The following is a 19,017-nucleotide window of genomic DNA, read 5'->3' on the forward strand; positions in this document are numbered from 1 at the left end:
ACTAACCTGCCCCGATAGTTCCATAAAGAAAAGCTGCCTTAAAGACAGCTCCGATCTTCAGCTAAAGCACCCGTTAGTTTAAGTACAATCCTTCACATTTATAGCCTATGTTAATGATTCATGTTGTTTTTATTTTTAAACAAAGACCTTGGTAATTGAAGGTCTCCTAAAATGTGTAACTTATTTAACTACTTCTTCTTATAGACCCAGATAAAATAATATACTGCAAGTGAAGTCAATCCAATATTCGTATATATAAAAAATATTCCCGCATACCATATATTTTTTTCAGCAAGTGGGTCGAAAATATAATGTAAAAAATGATTTATTGCCACATACAATATGCATACATACCAAAATACTTGCTCTTTACCTGAATTGTATTTTTTAACAAGTTGAAGTATAACAACCCAAAGCACGAGTATACATAATGTGCCAATTATATTGAAGGGATAAGTTACAAAATAAAAAATGTATGCACTACTATAAAACGCAATAATGGATAACAAAAGTATTAATAGTAATTTTCTGAATTTATTTCGTGTAATAAAAATATATAAACCGACTAAAATACCAGTACAAGAATAAATGTAGTGAAATAAATTTTCCAATTCAAAACCTCAAATTTAGCAACAAATTTTTATTTTGTCTCGTTAAATAACGACATTCTTATACTATTATAGGTTAAACAACTCGGAAATAAAGAACTTTCAACAACCATTTTACTTACTGTTACGTTAAAATCTAAAATACTTTTTTTAATTCTATTCTATTTCTTACATTTTCAGTGTTGTTTCTATAATTTAACTTTTCTTTCTGTTCGTTTTTGAATTAGTCTACTAGATTCCAAATTAATCAGCTCTTATACAACTAAACTGCCCCTTTAGTTGAAAAAGCAATTAAAAAATAAGCTGCCGCAGCAACTCATTTTGAACATTAACTCTAGCATCTGTTAGTTGAATCTAACTTATTTTTTCTTTTGTCTATACATATCGATAATAAATAGAATAAAAAATGTGGCTCCAACTACTATGTCTCTATGAAGAATTGCAGAAACAGAGAAAGTTAATACTAAAACAAGTATTGTTATTTTCTTATTTTTAGACATCAGAAGAAAAATAATAGCTATGATTACATCAAAACCCCAATCATACAAATCCATAAGGTGTTATTTCACATCCAAATATATACTAATTAAGATTAATTATGCCTTTTTTCTTTTCTATGAAAACAATAGTATTTTACTACACCCAACTTATTTTACATATGGTAATTTAATACTTTGTTTTTATACACTTCTTATAAAACTATCCTGCCCCGATAGTTCCATAAAGAAAAAACTACCTTAAAGACAGCTCTTATCTTCAGCTAAAGCACCCGTTAGTTGAATAACTTTCGTATAAACCTCACTGAAATTGTGGTACTAATTTAAATAAGGAGAATTAAAATTCTCAACAAATAATCCAGAATCTTCAACCTTTTTACGGGCGTTAGGACAATCCTTATTTGCCCCAATGTACATATAGTAATCGTATCCGAAATGAACAAAAAAATCGTTTTTGTAACTTAACTTACACCAAATAACATTCCTTAAAGTTAACTTTGCTAACTCATTGATTTCTTGAGTAGTTACGCCTTTGCCCACCCATATTTTTGATAAAAAACCAGAAGCATTTTGATTCGCAACCTCGTCAGACCATATCTCTAAAGCGTTTAAATAAACCTTATTTAAACCCATCTCATCCATAAAAGTAGTAATTGCGTTTATGTAATTTGATTCTGTTCTCAAATAATCTTCTTCAATTACTACTGTTCCCACCTCTGAAAAACAAGTCCATTCCTTGTCATCAAGATAATAACCTCTTTCATCTCTGTTTTTAGGATTATATTTTGTTATCCTCCAAGAAATCAATTGGTTACACACCTACTTTTTTACCTTTATTATAAGGGTATTGTATAGATTATGAGACAATTTCTTCTTAAACTAAACTGCCCCGATAGTTCCATAATAAAAAGCTGCCTTAAAGGCAGCTCCGATCTTCAGCTAACGCACCCGTTAGCTTAAGTACATTAATTCACAAAATTCTTTCATTTTGCTATTTAAATCATCATAATCTTCTTTTTTAAGGGCTCTTTTCGTAAAGATTGTTGCTTTTAATAAACATAAGGAAATTTTTACTTTTTATGGTATTATATTTACAACTATTTCAGCTTAGTTGAGTATAGGCAATAAAAAGGGGGAGCTTCTTATGAAAAAATTGGACACAGAAAGATTATTACTTAGATCAATAACTATTGATGATTCAGGAAGAATTGAAGAAATGGCTGGTGATTTTGAAGTAGCCAAATCTACTTTAAATATTCCTCATCCCTACCCTGAAGGTTCGGCAGTAGGTTTTATTGAAAGTGTTCTTAGTGCAGAAAAGAATAATAAAATCGTAGCCTTTGGAATTACAGAGAAAGAATCAAATCTTCTAATTGGTCTTATAAATATTAATCTTTTAGAACCGTTTAGTCGTGGAGAATTAGCATATTGGGTCGGGAGAGAGTACTGGGGCAAAGGATACGGAACAGAAGCTACTAAAGCATTATTGGAATATGGATTCAATGAGCTACACCTAAACAAAATTTTCGCAGCATCATTTACTTCTAATCCTGGTTCTTGGAGGATTATGGAGAAAGTAGGGCTGAAATACGAAGGAACGCTAAAACAGCACGTAGCTCGTTTTGGTCAATTCTATGATTTAGCTTACTATGGAATGTTAAAAGATGAGTTTTACGCAGAATCTCAGAAAGATAGTATAAAACAGAGCATAAAATAATTTAATCACAGCCTTCCTAAATGGAATGGCTGTTTTTTATACCTCACGTAAGAAATTGACGGTAATACTATTTGAATTTTGGCAAGCACTGAGGAACATTTGGTTTATCTGCTCCTTTTCCTCCAACTTCTTACTTTGCTGAAGTATACTGACATTAATTCACAAAGAAAAATTTATTGACCATTGCCCATTTTGGTTCAATACTGAATCAAGACTTAAGTTTACAGCATAATGATTTGGAAGTTCCTTTTCCGGACTAATTTCTATTACACCCCTATATTCATTCTTTCCCAATTTTGTAGTGCTAACAGTAGAAACAGCCTTAATTAATTTTCCATTAATTGAAATGTATGGATCAACAATACTGTCTTCCATTTCATTAAAGTTAAGATTCTTTTTAGTTTTAATATGATATTCAAGATGAACCCGTTCGTGCCCATCCTTAACAACATCACCAATTGTAAATGTTATATCATTATCAGAAGCTGATTTATTTATAGGCTTTAATGTCCTTTCAATCTGGCTAGCCGATGTTTTATCATTTGAATTTGTAAAACAAAATATAAATATTGTTATTAAAGCTAAAATCGCTATTCCTATTCTAAAAGCTCTTTTGGACAACTTTATCACTCCTTTTTAGGATAGCTTTTTCTACAGCAACCTTTTTATACTTTTATTTTCTTATGGAACTATCCTGCCCCTATAGTTGCATAAAGAAAAAGGCTGCCTTAAAAACAGCTATTATCCACCATTTAATAGAGGAACTATTATTATTGATAAACCTAAACTTATTAAGAATGTTATAAGCCAATCTCTTTTTTTTGTCATCTTAAAAAGTATATTCAGAACCGAACTAATACATATACAAACTAAAAATACGAATAAAACCATAATATTTGATTCCAAGTAATCCCCCCCACAATATTTTACCATAAAAAACCAAGTTTATTATGGAACTATCCTGCCCCGATAGTTCCATAATAAACTTCTATGGCGGCGATCCTCGCCGCCACCATCTATCACGAAACCCTGCTCATTACCCCAAAATAAAGTCTAACCCATTAAACCGTTGACAATAATGATGATAACAATACAACCAGGCTGAACTTTTTTGGGTGGATCTTAAGGAAGATACCCTGTATAAGAAACTGGTTGTGACTGTATTGAAGAACCATTTAGTATACTGCTAGTACGTATACAAAAATTTTTGTAACAAATCTCCTATCATATGTATTGTTAATCTTTTTTTGAGGTGATTCTCCTATGGAAGCAATGATTGAACGGTGTGCTGGCCTAGATGTACACCAAGAAACAGTAGTAGCCTGCGTATTATTTGGTCCATTAGAAAAAAAGCCAAGAACCTCTATTGAAACGTTTTCAACTACAACAACGGGACTGTTAGCTTTAAGTGATTGGCTCGCTGCCCTTCAGGTATCCGATGTTGTGATGGAAAGTACCGGAGTCTACTGGAAACCAATATGGAATATACTCGAAGGATCTTATCACCTTGTTCTTGCCAGAAATACCGTGTTTGTCATTTCGTATGGATTTAAAATTAACTCAAGTTCTTCCTCGGTTAAAATATCATATTGCATGCATAATTCGCGTACTGATTTACCATTTAGAATGGCTTCTCACGCGATACGTGCTGCTACTTCATATCCAATATGAGGGTTAACAGCTGTGATAATCCCTACACTTTTTTCCACATATTCTTTTAAAATTTCTTCATTTGATTAATAAACAGCTAAATGAAGGGAACATCAATTTTTCAAGAGGTTCTTTGTTTCGTACTGCTTCGGTCAATTGTCTTAATTTTTTTAATGAAATAATAATGTTTGTAGAGGGCGAGCACCACCAACAGGATTTTCACTAAAAGGATGTCCACATAAAATACAGAAATTATGATGAAGAAATCGGCAACTAAATTGATTCTAATTTTCTCCTTTCTAGTCATACCTTTTTTTTGTAGGAATGCTTCAACGTATTTTTCATATAATGAGGTGCTTTTGAACCAGTTTTCAATCGACTTTGAACTTCTCGCAAAGCAAAAAGCAGCGAATAAGTAAAACGGTCCGCCCGGCAGAACAGGTAACACAGTCCCTGCAACACCAATCACAAGGGATATGAATCCAAGAAGGAAAAATAGGATACTTTTTACTTTTTTAATTGTAATCACCTTTTTATTTATATTCTATTCCCTTATAACGTAAAGGGGAAGTCCATTTGATTAAACATCACTGATCAGCAGCTCCTGGTAACGAAGTAAAGTACCAGTTCGTAGAAGATGATATTTATCGGTAATTATTGTGAACAGGTTTAAACAAATACATCACATTATTACCATACGCTCTATATTATTTTTACTTACATGCTCGTGTAATGGAATGCCATAAAAAGAATTCGGGGAAGCTTTATCAAATATGATAGCAGTTGATGGTACTCTAATGTCCCGGTGTATCTGGAATCCAGGTCCTTCTCATTTGAAACATCTAAATCTCTCATAAAAACAACTGAGATACTTTTATTTATTGCTTTTTCAATTACAGTATTAATGTTATTAACGATTTTTTCTTTCTCAAAAACTCCTTGTTCTTCTTAATAACTTCCATAATTCTGATTATCAGTAATGCTTGTTTCAATATTCCCCCCTAAAGTTATTAGCAAATAGTTTTACCGTTTTTAAATTTCATTAAATATCAGAAAGTATTTAAGCACTTCTTAGCAATCTCTTTATTTTTCTTCAAAAGATTTACTAATACCTTCTTCCTCGAACATTTGGGTGTGGTGGGTAGACAGCTTCGTTCATACCAGTTGTATAAGAAAATTACTCTTTAAGACAAAACAAAGAACCTTCAATCCAAAGATAGATTAAAGGTTCTATGTTTTACTTCCAATGGCATTCTATTATTTACTCAATTCCTTAAGTAAATTCATACCTTTGTTTCTACATCCAAAGAATTAACTATGGGCTAGCTCTTTTTCTTTTAGACCAAGAGCCGCTGCTGTTGAAGCATGAATTTCTTGCAGAAGCTCTGGATTTTCCATTAGTGACACGCCATAAGAAGGAATCATTTCTTTGATTTTTGGTTCCCACTCTTTCAGATGTTGCGGGAAGCATTTTTTAATTACCTCTATCATAACGTGAACAGCAGTGGAAGCACCTGGAGAAGCACCTAGTAATGCTGCAATCGAGCCATCAGCGGAACTAACAACTTCCGTACCAAATTGAAGCGTTCCTTTGCCGCCTTCAGCAGTATCTTTGATAACTTGTACACGTTGGCCAGCTACTACTAAATCCCAATCCTCGCTCTTAGCGTTCGGGATAAACTCTCGTAACTCTTCCATGCGCTGTTCTTTCGATAACATAACTTGCTGGATCAGGTATTTTGTCAATGACATCTCTTTTGCACCCGCCGCCAACATTGTTAAGACATTATCCGGTTTTACGGAAGTTATTAAATCGAACATTGAACCTGTTTTCAAGAACTTCGGTGAGAAACCGGCAAATGGTCCAAATAGCAACGATTTTTCACTGTCGATATATCGTGTATCAAGATGTGGAACAGACATTGGTGGAGCACCAACTTTAGCTTTTCCGTATACTTTTGCTTGATGCTGCTCAATTACTTCTGGATTATTACATACCATGAAAAATCCGCTTACTGGGAAACCGCCAATGTGCTTCCCTTCAGGAATACCGGATTTTTGCAGTAAATGAAGGCTTCCGCCCCCGCCTCCGATAAAGACAAATTTTGCAGTATGACGCTCTACGCTTCCGCTATCGACATTACGCACTTTTAATTCCCATGAGCCATCACTAGTAACTTTAAGATTATCAACACTATGTTTATATTTGATATCGACGTTTTTAGTCTTTAAGTGGTCAAACAACATGCGTGTTAAAGCACCAAAGTTGACATCCGTTCCAGAGTCAATTTTGGTTGCCGCTATAGCTTCATTCGAAAGGCGATCTTGCATAATAAGCGGAATCCATTCCATCAGTTTTGCCGGGTCCTCAGAAAACTCCATCCCTTTGAACAGAGGATTTTTTGAAAGCGCTTCAAAGCGTTTCTTTAAGAATGCTACATTTTCATCCCCTAACACCATACTCATATGAGGCAATGGCATGATAAAGTCCTGAGGGTTTTTTATCAGCTTGCTGTTTACAAGATAAGACCAAAACTGCGTTGAAAGCTGAAACTGTTCATTAATTTTAATAGCTTTGCTAATATCTATAGATCCATCCGGTTTTTCAGTTGTGTAGTTAAGCTCACACAGTGCAGCATGCCCTGTTCCCGCATTATTCCACTCGTTAGAGCTTTCCGCCCCTGCGTCTTCAAGCTTCTCAAACACTTTGATTTCCCATTCCGGCACTAACTCTTTCAGGAATGTTCCCAAAGTCGCACTCATAATACCGGCGCCAATTAAGATAACTTCTGTTTTAGTTTCACTGTTGCTCATGTTAACCTTCCTTACTCCATATATTTGCAGAAAGGATGTAGATGCTCCTGTTTAGGCGTCAAGCCAAGGCGCGACCTAGTCACAAACCTTTTCTGCCTCATTATAACCATATCATAGTGCATTACAATAATTAATAGAATAAACTATATTGCTATTATATAGTTTATGTGAAGAAATGAACTTAAACTAAACTGCCCCCTTTGGTTCTGTGAGGCAAGGCGAAACTTCTTAATGAAGAATAACGCCTATTTAATTAAGGCTTATTGAAGATATGACACAAATTGCATCATAGCAAAAGTGAGCCTCTGACAGGATTCGAACACGTTCCCTACTTAATTTCAACGGCAGGAATTACAGCTTATCTTATTGCCAGTGCTGAAACCCTTGCCTTGCTATCCGGTTGTTTTCCGGCGCTCTTCTAATTATACAAATTTCAGGTCCAAATGAGAACATAAAATTGTAGTACAATCCGAAATAAAAATTGGAAATAAAATGGGCGACATAAGCAAGAGAAGATGGCCTGAATTATTAGGAACCTTCAGTCCAATGATAATAAGAAGTAATCCTATTAAAATTGCTCCCACTGCCTATTAAAAAAATGAAATGAAATATAAATGAAATAGTACTTAATGATTATTATCATATGTTTTAGCTTTATATACAAAATAAAAGATTGCTAAAACAATAAATATTAAACCCAATAAAGATAAGAATAACCAAATCATATGAGCACTCTCCACAAAATTTCACCTTTATTATTATGACAGTTTTCAGAGGAGATAGGAAGTAGTTAATGAACAGTTCGAATAAACTATTCTTTGTTCCTGGTTTATTTTTTCCATATGATTCCATTTTTTCCTTTGATTTAGGTATCCTTAATAGGAATGAAGAATCCAGTCACCAATCTTAGGGGTAAATATCAACTTATAATCGTCTGGAAACAACGCACTTAACTTCTCTTCTGCAGCATTTATTTTTGGATTCATCCCCAAAAGCAATTAGGTATAGAACATTAAATGAATCAGTATTATCTTGTTGCATATATTTCACTCCTCCGCTCATATTATCTGCTGATGGCATTAATCTATCCGCTATTGATTGGAACCTTTTAAATAAAAGGCTGTTTTCACATACTTTGTTGCTATTTACCAGGTAGTGAGTTGTGGTTGATTTCGCTTTCCGCGGGGCGGGCGGTGAGCCTCCTCGGCGTAAACGCCTGTGGGGTCTCACCTGTCCCGCTGCTCCCGCAGGAGTCTCGCACTTCCGCTCCAATCAACCTTAAATAGTTTCGTTTTAAAAACAACAATCTTTACGAAAAGAGCCAAATAAAAAAAGACAGTATTTAATATGGCTGTCTCTTTTATCTTATATCCCTCTTTTATTCGTGTAGCTTTGAAACAAAGATGTTCAACTCACGTACCCGGTAGTTCAGTAAAGTCTAAAGGATTCATTGAAGCATTTCAATTACAACAAGTATATCTAAGTAATTTGGAACAAATATTATAACTGTTGCAAATTCAAAGGAGGTGGCTTAAATGAACGCACAACGAGCAGAAGAAATTGCTTCTTCGCCAATTATGGCAAATGTGACCTATAATGAGGAAAGTATCTACATTGAGCACGTGGATCAACAAAATGGAATAGCTACAATCCATTCCCTTGATGAACCAAATAAAAAACAAAGTGTTTCTATAACCAGCTTAAATGAACAGTAATATGTTGTCCTTTGGTAATCCTTTGCCCTCGGATGTAGCTTTGAAACAAAGTTTAATCAATTAATAGATAAATGAATAAATAAAAGGTCATGTTTTGAAAAACCAATCAAAACATGACCTTTTAATATTTATTTGGATTATTTTTTTTAAAAAAAGAATAGCCGTATAGGTTACATCGACTAGAGGCGTTTTCCTTAGCAATGAAAAAGCAGTCCGTAAAAGGTTTGTCCGACCTTTTTCGCGTACCCCTAAAAGAAAATCCATTTCCTGGAGTTTTTCAACCCTAAATCATAAAAGCCTTATTAAATAAAGGAGTTCTAAATTAAAGCCACCCTTGTTAGGAAAAAAGTATAAGCCAATAACCGCCCCTCATTGCCAATCGATGAGGTTTTTCAGTAACGATTCCTATAATCACTTCGTTTTTTTCTGCTTTTCTTTAGGAAAACCGTTATTAGAATGATCAGAATGACACAGCCTAGCCCTCCTAGAGATGAAACAGAAAATTTATTAGCGTCCCCACTGATTGCTTCTTTTTTAAACGAGGCAGGCACAGCTGTGTTTCTAACATCAGCGACCGTTTTAAGGTTAAAGGATCCTATGGCGCGCCCTTCTTGGTTCCTGATTGAGAGAATTCCATCATTACTCGTTTTTAGACTAGGTTCATCACTAATTAAATGAGTATAGTATAAGTCTTTGTTCAGCTTATAGGATTTAGAGTCATCTGCTGAATAAAATAGGGTTTTTTTATCAATTTTGGCTGATTTAAAATTTTCAAAACCATAATTGAATAGAAGCTCAGTATCGGAGTAGGCATCCTTGTTTGAAGGAGCTTTAAGAGTGACCGCAATCAAGTCCTGTTCTCCTCTAGTAGCAGTAGAAATAAGGGTATAGCCCGCTTTACTAACGAAGCCGGTTTTCCCACCGGTTATTCCCTTATAAGGAAGTTCACCTTTTAAAATTTTATGATGGGTAACTAGAGTTGTGTCCCATGTTTCCACTTTCCATGGTAACTTCTTCTTCCCAAAATCTTCACGGAAAATTTCATTTTTCATTGCATATTGTGTAATTTTAGCAAGGTCACTGGCTGTAGTTACATGTTTTTTGTCAAACAAGCCATGGGGGTTCGTAAAATGAGTATCAGTGACTTTTACTTCTTTTCTTAAAAACTCATTCAAATCCTCCATGAATAATTTTTCACTTCCAGACATATGCTCGGCAATTGCGATAGCTGCATCATTTCCGGAGTTGATTAACATTCCTGCAATTAATTTGGAAAGCTTTATTTTCTCCCCAGGTTCAATAAATACCGAAGAGCCGTCTGCCTCAGCTGCTTTTTTACTAACAGTCACTAATTCATTCTGATCCCCGTGCTCTATAGCATATATAGCAGTAGCAACTTTCGTTAGACTTGCTGGATACATTTTTTTATTTATATTTTTTTCGTATAATACTTTTCCACTTTTCGCATCAATAATGATCCCAGCTTCACTAACGAGAGGTAAGTCGGATTTTGCACTTACAGTCGTAGAGGTGAAGGGGATTAAAGCCAAAATGAAGATAAAGAAAAACCTTTTCATATACCTCTCCTTAATTGATAGTTAAATCCTATATAGTCATACTATAATAAATCTGAATGTTTAAAGATGTTTTATTGAAATTGAAATGAAACAGTAATTACCCTTTAATAATCATGGAAGCATTTTGGATAATATTCTTCATTTACTTTCCTGGAATACCTTTATAAGGGTTTTAATTCTTTTAGTACCTATAAAATCATTAAGAAGCAAAGAGAATATTCGATGTTTTTATATAGCTTGTGATACTTATTCTTGAACTAAAAAACCCATTTTTCCAAGTTGTTATTTCTAAGGGGTTTGAGTGGCTATACTCTTTCTGACCACAATTGCTCCCTTAATGGAATAACTTAAATAGGGCCTTATAAACACTTATGCTTGTTCTAGCCCCCCGAAAAGTTTAGCGACCTTCATCTAAGGGTTCTCCCCTCGTCATCTTAAGAATTTTTCACCATAAACCAAAAATTTATTAATGCACTTTAATGTTTCGGTAATTTTTTATTTTTAAAAAGATATTGAAGCCCATCCTAATATTGCAAAATGAATTTTCATTATAAGTATCCTCTTCCTAAGAAGCATCTTAACAATTTGATGAATGTAAAAAACCCCATATACTTCATGGAAAAATTATTATTTATGGGGTTTATTTTGTTATTTTCGCTATATATGCTGGCTGGATCAATTAGTGCCGTCACTAAAACACAAGAAAATTGCATAAACCAATCTTAAGTAAAGTTTCAAAATGAATTCAGGAAACTTTGGATGATCATGTATTGTGGACAAGTAATTATATTACAAGTGCAACAACAGCAGGAGCAGAAGACCAAAAGCAAGTGTTGTCCAGACTTCTTAAAAATCAAGAGGATATTGGTAATGCTGTGAAGGGTGTATACGGTGAGGAGGCTTGAGAACAAACTTACGGATTTGCTTAATGAACATATTGTTATTACCGGTAAGATCGTAGAGGTGCTGCTAAAACCGGAAAGGAAGCCTTGGTGAAACAGCTAACAAAGAATGGTATAGAAATGCTGATGACATAGCGGCGTTCCTTAGCGGTGCCAACCCTTATTTAAAAGATGAAGAACTAAAAAAATTGCTTTATATTCATCTAAAGCTGGCTAAGTGTTACTGCCTGAGGAAGGTGGTTATCACGTATCGTGTACCTGAGTATACTTTGTCTTGCCGAATCATAAATTGCTGCGACTGTTCCCTTCAAAAACACAAATATTAAAAGGGTATAAAGATTAGGAGCAAAAAATAGTCCTGCTACAATCAAGATACTTAAAAATAAACAAATAACCATTATTTTCTTTTTGGGAAGTCGATCCACAAAGACACTTGCAAAAGGACCTATAATGACCCAAAGTTATCTTGTTACACAGTGATCCAATTTTTAAAAAGTTGTTATTTCACAATTTGGCCCAATTGTTGATCAATGATTAAACAGCACTCTTAAACTCCCTTTTAGTTCAATAAGAAAAACCGAAATCAAAATCATTTCGGATCATCTTTTTAAAACGGTTTAACTTTTTTATAATCGGTTCGACTTTATTTTAAAACTACAGTGGCAACCCGAAAAGATTGTGGTGACACTCACCTTTATGAAAGTACCTGTACTAAAAGTGCATACTTACATAATCGCAGTGTTAACTTTATACTCAAAATAAATAATAAAAAAGGAGGACTAATATTTGAAAACGCTTGTTATCGTAACACACCCAAGCATAGAAACATCCCTCATTAATAAGAGATGGGTAGAAGAACTTGAAAAATATCCGGAAAAATATACTGTTCAAGAATTGTCTAAGGTTTACCCCGATGGAAACATAGACGTGGAAAAAGAACAAAAATTGGTTGAATCGCATGGTAATCTTGTTTTGCAGTTTCCTATATATTGGTTTAATTGTCCGCCTCTCCTTAAAAAATGGCTTGACGATGTTTTTGCTTATGGCTGGGCTTATGGTTCAAATGGAGGCAATCGATTAAAGAACCGGAAAGCTGCTTTAGCTGTATCTGCCGGAATTAAAAAAGAAGATTATAGTGAAGAGGCAAAATATCGCTATACACTTGAACATTTATTATCTCCTTTTGAAACTACCTTCCTATACTGCAATGCAGATTATCGTTCGTTCTTTGCGTTTTATGGCACAGAAAATGCGCCGTCTATAAGCGAAGTGGATAAAAGCGCACAAGATTATTTGACCTTTGTTGACAACCTGTAATAGGTAGCTTTTTTAAAGCTACAAAAAGAAGTATTTCCTTGTTCAGGAGATACTTCTTTTTTATTTATATCTGTCGCTGTACATCCTCCAGAGCTGGCAAACGGTTTTTCTCTCCCCAATCACACATCATATTTAACAATGGAATGAGAGAAAGACCACGTTCAGATAATGAATATTCAACTCTTGGGGGTATTTGGGGAAACTCCTTGCGAATGATAATGTCATTTGCTTCCAGCTCCTTTAACATGATGCTTAGCGTTTTAAAGGAAATGGTACCGATACTTCGCTTCAGCTCATTATGCCGCATAACTTTATTTTCAGAAAGCCAATACATAATGATCATTTTATATTTACCGCCTATTAAGGACAACGTATATCCAAAGCCAGTGTCTTTTAATTCCACGTCAGTCGGAACACAGGTTTCGCGCACAAGTTACACTCCCCTTTGGTAAGTATATGATATAAAAATGCATACTTTTCAATATTTTGAAATCTCATGGATTATTCTTTTATAAAAAGTGATCATTTTTGTGTTTCTTAATCACCTAACGCACCCGTTAGTCTAATCTTCACCAAAAATTTGTTTATTTCTTTTTCTAAAAAGCGTCACATTGTGAATAGGTGTAATTACTTGTTTCTCCCAATATATTGCACTACCATTTGGAATAGCGTATATATCCCTATTGTATGATAAAGGGAATAATTCTTCATCAACGGTTCCATCATTGTGAACTTCTACACTAAAATCTACTAACTCTAAACCTTTTATTACTTGTGTTTCGGGATAATCTTCATCTTTTGTGATAATACAATCTCTGCAAAAAACTAAAGCCCCAGCACTGACACCCACCATTAAGCCCGGGAAACCTTTAATAGCTTGTATCAATTCTTTTGCAATCAAACTTTCCATTAACTTCTCTGGTCTTCCGCCAGTAAAATAAAGAACATTATGGTCTTTTATTTCATTTTGCATTTCTTGATTTGTGAGTCGATAGTCTAGTAGTTTAATATGCTCCATTCCTATATCCCCAAATGATTTCTTGGCAGAATTAAACCATCTATCAATTTTTGGATCCTCCGTAGCGAAAGGAATTATTAAGGTTTTATCACCTGCTTCAACGTGATTTGATAAATAATTCATTACATCATCAAGTTCCCCAGCTAAAGGGTTTCCTCCCCCAATAAAACAAAGGCTCATTAGTATTTCTCCTTGTTATGTACTTTTCACATATTATACCATTTTCCAAAGCTTCAAAAAGTTAGTTTCTCATGAACTAAGCTGCCTCGATCGTTGCAAACAGAAAGAACTGCCTTAAAGACATTTCCCATCTTAAGCTAAAGCACCCGATACTGGAATGACTACCACATCGGTTCATCCTTGTTACTTAGCTTATATATAAATGGCATCAAAATAAGAACCAAAGCATAAGCAACTATTTCAAAAGATAAGACATAACCTTTAGGTACCCCAAATGATATTGATGGTAAAATCAGTAAAGGTATAAATGAAAATAAGCTTAATTGGTTTCTTGATTTCTTGGAAACGTATTGGGATGAATCACAGGATGGACAACTTAACTTGTTCTTAAAGGTAAACATTTTAAAAAAAGTCTCTATCCAGCCCCATTTATAGCCACAGTGCTGACAGATTGGCATATGAAACGACCTCCTTTCAATTAAATTACATTATAAATTATACCATTTTCCCCTAAAATATCCTGATCACTTTAGTGGAAGATTTAAAGGTTCCTAACTAGGTGACCAAGAAAAACATCATTCCCAAACCCTGATTTGTTTGTACCTAACTTCTCCGTTAGCTCCATAAGAAAAAGAGCTGCCGGAGAACTGCACCCCAATTGTTAGACAACATCTAATAATCGTGGTTTTAGCAGCATGATTCCATGGAGGAAAGCATGAGTAGTACAAAGTCCATTTATTGCAGTTTTTGACAGCGAGGTATTCCGTTTGCAGCTGATATTATGAACCTCGTCATTTTAACGGCGTTGCTTTCTGTAGGGAATTCCGGATTATATGTTTGTTCTCGTATGCTTTGGTCACTTTCGCAAAATAGTATGGCACCTTCAGTATTCGGGAAGTTAAATTCTCGAGGTGTCCCATTTAATGCAGTATTTTTTAGTCTGCTTTTTTCCCTAGTATTTTTACTTACAAGTGTAGTTTCAGCAGAAACCGTTTTTGTCGTCCTGCTTTCTGTAAATGGTCTAGAAGGTACAATCAGTTGGATGACCATCGCCCTATCTCAATACAATTTCAACTTGTGGAGATGTGAAGGAGTTAAAGTATAAAGTTCCCCTATTTCCGCTAATACCCATTCTGTGTCTTGTTTTATGTGGAATTTCTATACTGTTTATGGCATTTGATCCGGCACAGCGTTCTCCCCTCGTAGTTGGCTTAGGCTTCATGGGGCTTGTTATCTTTATTAATTTATACGTTACGGGAAAAGTATTAAAGATAAGATAATACTGAAGGAAGACCATGGAGAGGTAACAACACCCAAAAGTAGAGTATGAGAATAGGTTCAATTTTGGGTGCTGTGCAAGATTCTCTTAAAATTGGACTTACTGATAATACCAAACTAAAAGAGGTTCTTGAAATACACCTTAACTAAATTATAGGGGGCTATAAATTATGAAAAAACCTTACTTAGTCTTATAGTGGAATGATTGTGAAACAGAGGCAAAGGGTTGGTTAGTGGTGCATAACTTTGTTAAAGGGTACGCAGGAGGAGGCACAAGGATGCATCCAACAGTGACAAGAGAAGAGGTAGAGCGATTAGCAGAGGCAGCGGCCTATAAATATAACGCTTCTGAAAGTGTCACCACCGGAGGGTGTAAAGCAGGCATTTCTTACGATTATAAAGCCCCGGATGCGTATGAAGTGCTAAGAAGGTTTCTGATTGCGATGATGCCATATATAGATGTAGGAGTATCATAAGGTAATGATTTGGTACGAAGTATGAGGATGCACTAAGAGTATTTGATGAATTCAACATTGGAATACCTTTAACTAAATCTATGAAGGAAGATTTAAGTGTTCAAAAAGGTATAAAAGACTTTAATGCTATGTTAGCTGCTTCCTTTTATACGATGCTGTAACAGGCTACGGTGTAGCATTTTGTGCAGATGAAGCGTGGAAATTTAAAGGTGAGCCTACAGTCAGAGATTTGATTGAATGTTAACTTAATTTACCTTTTTTTGAACTATCCCTATTCAATGAATATTAATATATGGAACCAAAACACTTCCAGCCCCATTTGGAAGTGTTTTGGCGTATTTACATTTCAGAAAAAACCCATTCAATTTCTGAGTTTCCAGTTACGATTGATTTGATCGTGCCCCCAAAACGTATGGTTTGAACCCAAATTGTATTGTTGGCTTTTCCATCTTCTAAAAATATTGCCAGATACTCTTACAGCATGATATGCTCCAATTCCTACTAAAAGCTAGGTGAGTAGGAATGGTTAGATTGAATGGAAAAGCTTTTTCATACGATTAAACCTCCAAATCTCTTGCTTTTTTTTTCGCCATTCGACGCTTATAAAGGGGAAAGCCAAACATATAATACCCTGAAAATGACAGCAGTATTAAAGATAGACCTGTTATTGTGAGGATACTGTATCTATACCAATTACCAAAGAAGGATCCATCATGCAAAGTAATGAGGAAAGTTGAGTAATCCGGGTTTGTAGATAATACTTTTCCCGTACTCGCATCGATTTGAACACCTTGACTATTGTTAAAGCGAACCTGGTAAACATTTGCACTTGGTCTATATTCAATTCTAAATATATCTTCAACCGAGTCTACATTTGGAAGCCCCTGAGACGTAGCAATGGACACGACCCTGTCCATAGGTATCGATTGACTGGGACTCGCCTCTTTTCCCGTCCTTAACTCATCAGCCACTCCCAGTGGTATCATATAAACAAGCAAGAGGCCTGTGACTGCTATGAACATAAAAAAAACAGATAAAATTAATCCTGACCATTTATGTACTTTTTTGCTTAAATGATACAACTTTACAGATTTGGACATTCTTCCATCACCCTCCTTGACTTCAAAACAAATACAGAACCTCCCTGCTTCCTTTTATACAATTTGGAAATAGATTGGTTATATTTAAAAGTATTAAAGTCTTACCTCATTCTTAATCCGTTATTAATAGCCATATCATTTTCGTAAATAGATATTTTCAACTTTATGATCTGATCCTTTTTTTAAAACTAGATTGGCCCGTCCTTTTGTCGGCAGTATATTTTCATGTAAATTTTTCAAATTGATTTCTTCCCAAATTTGAGTCGCTTGTTCAATAGCATTTTCTTTAGACAAGTTAGTATAGCGATGAAAATAGGATTCGGGACGTTGAAATGCAGTCTTTTGAAGTAGAAGAAACCTTTCAACATACCACCTTTCTATGTCAACTACGTTTGCATCAACATAGAGTGAAAAATCAAAAAAGTCACTGACGAATACTTGATTTTCTTTATCAACTTGAAGAACATTAACACCTTCCACTATTAAAATATCTGGATTACAGATGGTTTGTACTTCATTTGACAAAATATCGTACGTTAAATGTGAGTAAATTGGAACTTCCACTTTATTTTTCCCTGCTTTTACATCACCGATAAGATTAATTAATTTTTGAGTATCATAACTTTCAGGAAACCCTTTTCTTTTCATCAATCCTTTTTCTTCTAAAGAGGCATTTGAATACAAAAAACCATCTGTTGTGACCAGGCCTACGTTTCTATGATTATCCCATCTAGATAATAATGTCTGAAGTAACCTCGCTGTCGTACTCTTTCCTACAGCAACACTCCCTGCAATTCCAATGATATAGGGTACTTTTTTAGCATTTGTTTTTAGAAATGAAGAAGTAGCAGTGTTAAGTTGCTGAGAAGCTTCGACATATAAATTAATTAAACGAGTCAAGGGCAAATAAATCTCTTCTACTTCCTGAATAGATATTTCTTCATTTATTCCTTTTAAATCATCCAATTCTTCTTCATTTAAAGGAAGGGGAGTATGGTTTCGTAAAGATGCCCACTTTTTTCTATTGAATTCAAAATAGGGAGTATAGGAACTCATGCTTTTCGTTACCTCACTTTTTAGAGTTACTTTCAGTTTAACAAGGATGGTGCCCATAAAAATTCAGGAATAATCGATTCCTAATCCCTTATTGACCTAAATCCCCCTGTGACTTGCGAAAGAAATTGAATGAAATATGCTCTAGGAGACATAAAATGCATTCCTTTCTTGGTGGTTAATTTTTGAATGATAACCCATTTGTCTGCAAAGCAGTCCTAAGTTTAGGCAAAGAAGCTGGTCCCATACCGTGAAATTTCAAAATCTCTTTTTCACTATATGTTGATAGCTGTTGCAATGAAGTTACCCCATTATTTTCCAATGCCCGTCTGGCTGGTGCCGAGAGCAGTGAAAGAAATCCATTGTCAGGTTTCCGTTCTTGCTCACAAATAGGGCAGATCGGACAGTCGCTGGATTTATAGTATTTGTGTCCTTTGTTGCAAGTCCTTAAAATTTTCTTTGAAGTTGTCATTTTTTCTGTCTCCTTTTCTCACTTTTTTGCCTTCTATCTTCTGCCAACTTTTCAATGGAATACTTAAAAGTACTAACATCATAGGTATATCACGCTAAGTATTAGTGGATATGTATTCGCCACGTTCATGATGTTATGTAATGCAACTAAACTCACTAATGAAGAAAGAAAAAGTTGCCTTAAGACCCGCTCAGATTTTAAGCCGGTACACCAGTTAATTGAACTAGGGTACTATTTCATTAGTCAAAAAAACTATGAATAAGTAACTAAACATTGGCCATCGTAAAAGTAAAATCATATTTAAAAATCGAAAAGGACCATCCAAGCTGACAATAAGTATATCGATAAAGCTAGTATATCGATTGCAATCAATCAACGGTTTACCAAGACCTATTATCCGGTAAAACTAGAATATTAAAAAATGGATATCGAATAGTTGTTCATAAATGGTTTGCTCCATAAATATAAAAGAACAGAGCAAAAATAACAACCTACTTAATATGCTACATAATGTGTCTAATGTGCTTCTCACTTTCTAATGTAATTAGCCTGCCCCTTTAATGCATTAATCGAGTAGGAGGAGGCGCCTAGCCTCCGACCTCTCACACCACCGTACGTACCGTTCGGTATACGGCGGTTCAGT

18 protein-coding genes and 3 pseudogenes are annotated in these 19,017 nt (G+C 34.8%); 7 read left to right on the forward strand and 14 right to left on the reverse strand.

The genetic code is table 11. The features are described from left to right. Positions 1–1,423: 1,423 nt before the first annotated feature. A complete protein-coding gene (locus SB775_RS25595; RefSeq protein ID WP_410863940.1) occupies positions 1,424–1,912 on the reverse strand; it encodes a hypothetical protein in 489 nt (162 codons plus the stop codon). 337 nt (positions 1,913–2,249) lie between these two features. Here SB775_RS25595 and SB775_RS25600 point away from each other — a divergent pair, with 337 nt between their 5' ends. Further along, on the forward strand, positions 2,250–2,822 hold the full coding sequence (locus SB775_RS25600) for a GNAT family N-acetyltransferase (RefSeq protein WP_289336641.1): 573 nt from the start codon (positions 2,250–2,252) through the stop codon (positions 2,820–2,822). 36 nt (positions 2,823–2,858) lie between these two features. On the opposite strand, the pseudogene SB775_RS25605 reads toward SB775_RS25600, so the two are convergent. Continuing rightward, a pseudogene (locus SB775_RS25605) lies at positions 2,859–2,972 on the reverse strand (IS1595 family transposase); the annotation flags it as partial. 9 nt (positions 2,973–2,981) lie between these two features. Then, on the reverse strand, positions 2,982–3,443 hold the full coding sequence (locus SB775_RS25610) for a DUF4179 domain-containing protein (protein ID WP_289336640.1): 462 nt from the start codon (positions 3,441–3,443) through the stop codon (positions 2,982–2,984). A gap of 651 nt (positions 3,444–4,094) precedes the next feature. On the opposite strand from SB775_RS25610, the pseudogene SB775_RS25615 reads away from it, so the two are divergent. Then, positions 4,095–4,280: pseudogene (locus SB775_RS25615) on the forward strand (IS110 family transposase); the annotation flags it as partial. Positions 4,281–4,324: 44 nt separating this feature from the next. On the opposite strand, the pseudogene SB775_RS25620 reads toward SB775_RS25615, so the two are convergent. From SB775_RS25620 to SB775_RS25630, 3 genes and pseudogenes are all read right to left on the reverse strand, one after another. Next, a pseudogene (locus SB775_RS25620) lies at positions 4,325–4,558 on the reverse strand (hypothetical protein); the annotation flags it as partial. A 35-nt stretch (positions 4,559–4,593) separates the two neighbouring features. Further along, positions 4,594–5,001, reverse strand: a complete 408-nt coding sequence (locus SB775_RS25625; RefSeq protein ID WP_286141095.1) for a YbaN family protein — start codon at positions 4,999–5,001, stop codon at positions 4,594–4,596. Between the two features lie 782 nt (positions 5,002–5,783). Next, complete coding sequence (locus SB775_RS25630; RefSeq protein WP_410863951.1) at positions 5,784–7,310, reverse strand: malate:quinone oxidoreductase; 1,527 nt, start codon at positions 7,308–7,310, stop codon at positions 5,784–5,786. Positions 7,311–8,821: 1,511 nt separating this feature from the next. Here SB775_RS25630 and SB775_RS25635 point away from each other — a divergent pair. After that, positions 8,822–9,001 (forward strand): small acid-soluble spore protein H, encoded by a 180-nt coding sequence (locus SB775_RS25635; RefSeq protein ID WP_089364562.1) that lies wholly within the window; start codon positions 8,822–8,824, stop codon positions 8,999–9,001. Between the two features lie 392 nt (positions 9,002–9,393). On the opposite strand, the gene SB775_RS25640 is transcribed toward SB775_RS25635, so the two are convergent. Next, positions 9,394–10,578, reverse strand: a complete 1,185-nt coding sequence (locus tag SB775_RS25640) for a D-alanyl-D-alanine carboxypeptidase family protein (RefSeq protein WP_410863942.1) — start codon at positions 10,576–10,578, stop codon at positions 9,394–9,396. A gap of 770 nt (positions 10,579–11,348) precedes the next feature. Here SB775_RS25640 and SB775_RS25645 point away from each other — a divergent pair. Next, positions 11,349–11,483 carry a hypothetical protein gene (locus tag SB775_RS25645; RefSeq protein WP_410863943.1) on the forward strand — a complete coding sequence of 45 codons (135 nt, stop codon included), beginning with the start codon at positions 11,349–11,351 and terminating at the stop codon, positions 11,481–11,483. Positions 11,484–11,683: 200 nt separating this feature from the next. Here the strand turns inward: SB775_RS25645 and SB775_RS25650 are convergent, their stop codons facing one another. Beyond that, entirely contained in the window at positions 11,684–11,932 is a 249-nt protein-coding gene (locus tag SB775_RS25650; RefSeq protein ID WP_410863953.1) for an MFS transporter, read from the reverse strand. 334 nt (positions 11,933–12,266) lie between these two features. Between SB775_RS25650 and SB775_RS25655 the strand changes: the two genes are divergently transcribed. Continuing rightward, positions 12,267–12,797, forward strand: a complete 531-nt coding sequence (locus tag SB775_RS25655; protein WP_410863945.1) for an NAD(P)H-dependent oxidoreductase — start codon at positions 12,267–12,269, stop codon at positions 12,795–12,797. A gap of 64 nt (positions 12,798–12,861) precedes the next feature. Here the strand turns inward: SB775_RS25655 and SB775_RS25660 are convergent, their stop codons facing one another. The 3 genes from SB775_RS25660 to SB775_RS25670 all read right to left on the reverse strand — a co-directional run bounded on the left by SB775_RS25660 (position 12,862) and on the right by SB775_RS25670 (position 14,453). Beyond that, the gene (locus tag SB775_RS25660; RefSeq protein ID WP_317779136.1) at positions 12,862–13,227 is read right to left on the reverse strand and encodes a winged helix-turn-helix transcriptional regulator; all 366 of its coding nucleotides are present in this window, start codon (positions 13,225–13,227) and stop codon (positions 12,862–12,864) included. A gap of 132 nt (positions 13,228–13,359) precedes the next feature. After that, positions 13,360–13,995, reverse strand: a complete 636-nt coding sequence (locus SB775_RS25665) for a Type 1 glutamine amidotransferase-like domain-containing protein (protein WP_410863947.1) — start codon at positions 13,993–13,995, stop codon at positions 13,360–13,362. 161 nt (positions 13,996–14,156) lie between these two features. Further along, the gene (locus SB775_RS25670) at positions 14,157–14,453 is read right to left on the reverse strand and encodes a TIGR04104 family putative zinc finger protein (protein ID WP_125162383.1); all 297 of its coding nucleotides are present in this window, start codon (positions 14,451–14,453) and stop codon (positions 14,157–14,159) included. A 323-nt stretch (positions 14,454–14,776) separates the two neighbouring features. Here SB775_RS25670 and SB775_RS25675 point away from each other — a divergent pair, with 323 nt between their 5' ends. Continuing rightward, positions 14,777–15,100 carry an amino acid permease gene (locus tag SB775_RS25675; protein WP_410863948.1) on the forward strand — a complete coding sequence of 108 codons (324 nt, stop codon included), beginning with the start codon at positions 14,777–14,779 and terminating at the stop codon, positions 15,098–15,100. A gap of 451 nt (positions 15,101–15,551) precedes the next feature. Further along, entirely contained in the window at positions 15,552–15,749 is a 198-nt protein-coding gene (locus SB775_RS25680) for a Glu/Leu/Phe/Val dehydrogenase dimerization domain-containing protein (protein ID WP_410863949.1), read from the forward strand. A 557-nt stretch (positions 15,750–16,306) separates the two neighbouring features. On the opposite strand, the gene SB775_RS25685 is transcribed toward SB775_RS25680, so the two are convergent. From SB775_RS25685 to SB775_RS25695, 3 genes are all read right to left on the reverse strand, one after another. Continuing rightward, positions 16,307–16,849 carry a PepSY-associated TM helix domain-containing protein gene (locus tag SB775_RS25685; RefSeq protein ID WP_089364577.1) on the reverse strand — a complete coding sequence of 181 codons (543 nt, stop codon included), beginning with the start codon at positions 16,847–16,849 and terminating at the stop codon, positions 16,307–16,309. Between the two features lie 135 nt (positions 16,850–16,984). Beyond that, positions 16,985–17,905, reverse strand: a complete 921-nt coding sequence (gene coaA, locus SB775_RS25690; RefSeq protein WP_061465949.1) for a type I pantothenate kinase — start codon at positions 17,903–17,905, stop codon at positions 16,985–16,987. 175 nt (positions 17,906–18,080) lie between these two features. Then, positions 18,081–18,374 (reverse strand): RNA polymerase alpha subunit C-terminal domain-containing protein, encoded by a 294-nt coding sequence (locus SB775_RS25695; protein WP_061461547.1) that lies wholly within the window; start codon positions 18,372–18,374, stop codon positions 18,081–18,083. Positions 18,375–19,017 lie beyond the last annotated feature (643 nt).

The organism is Peribacillus sp. SIMBA_075 (genome assembly GCF_046534585.1).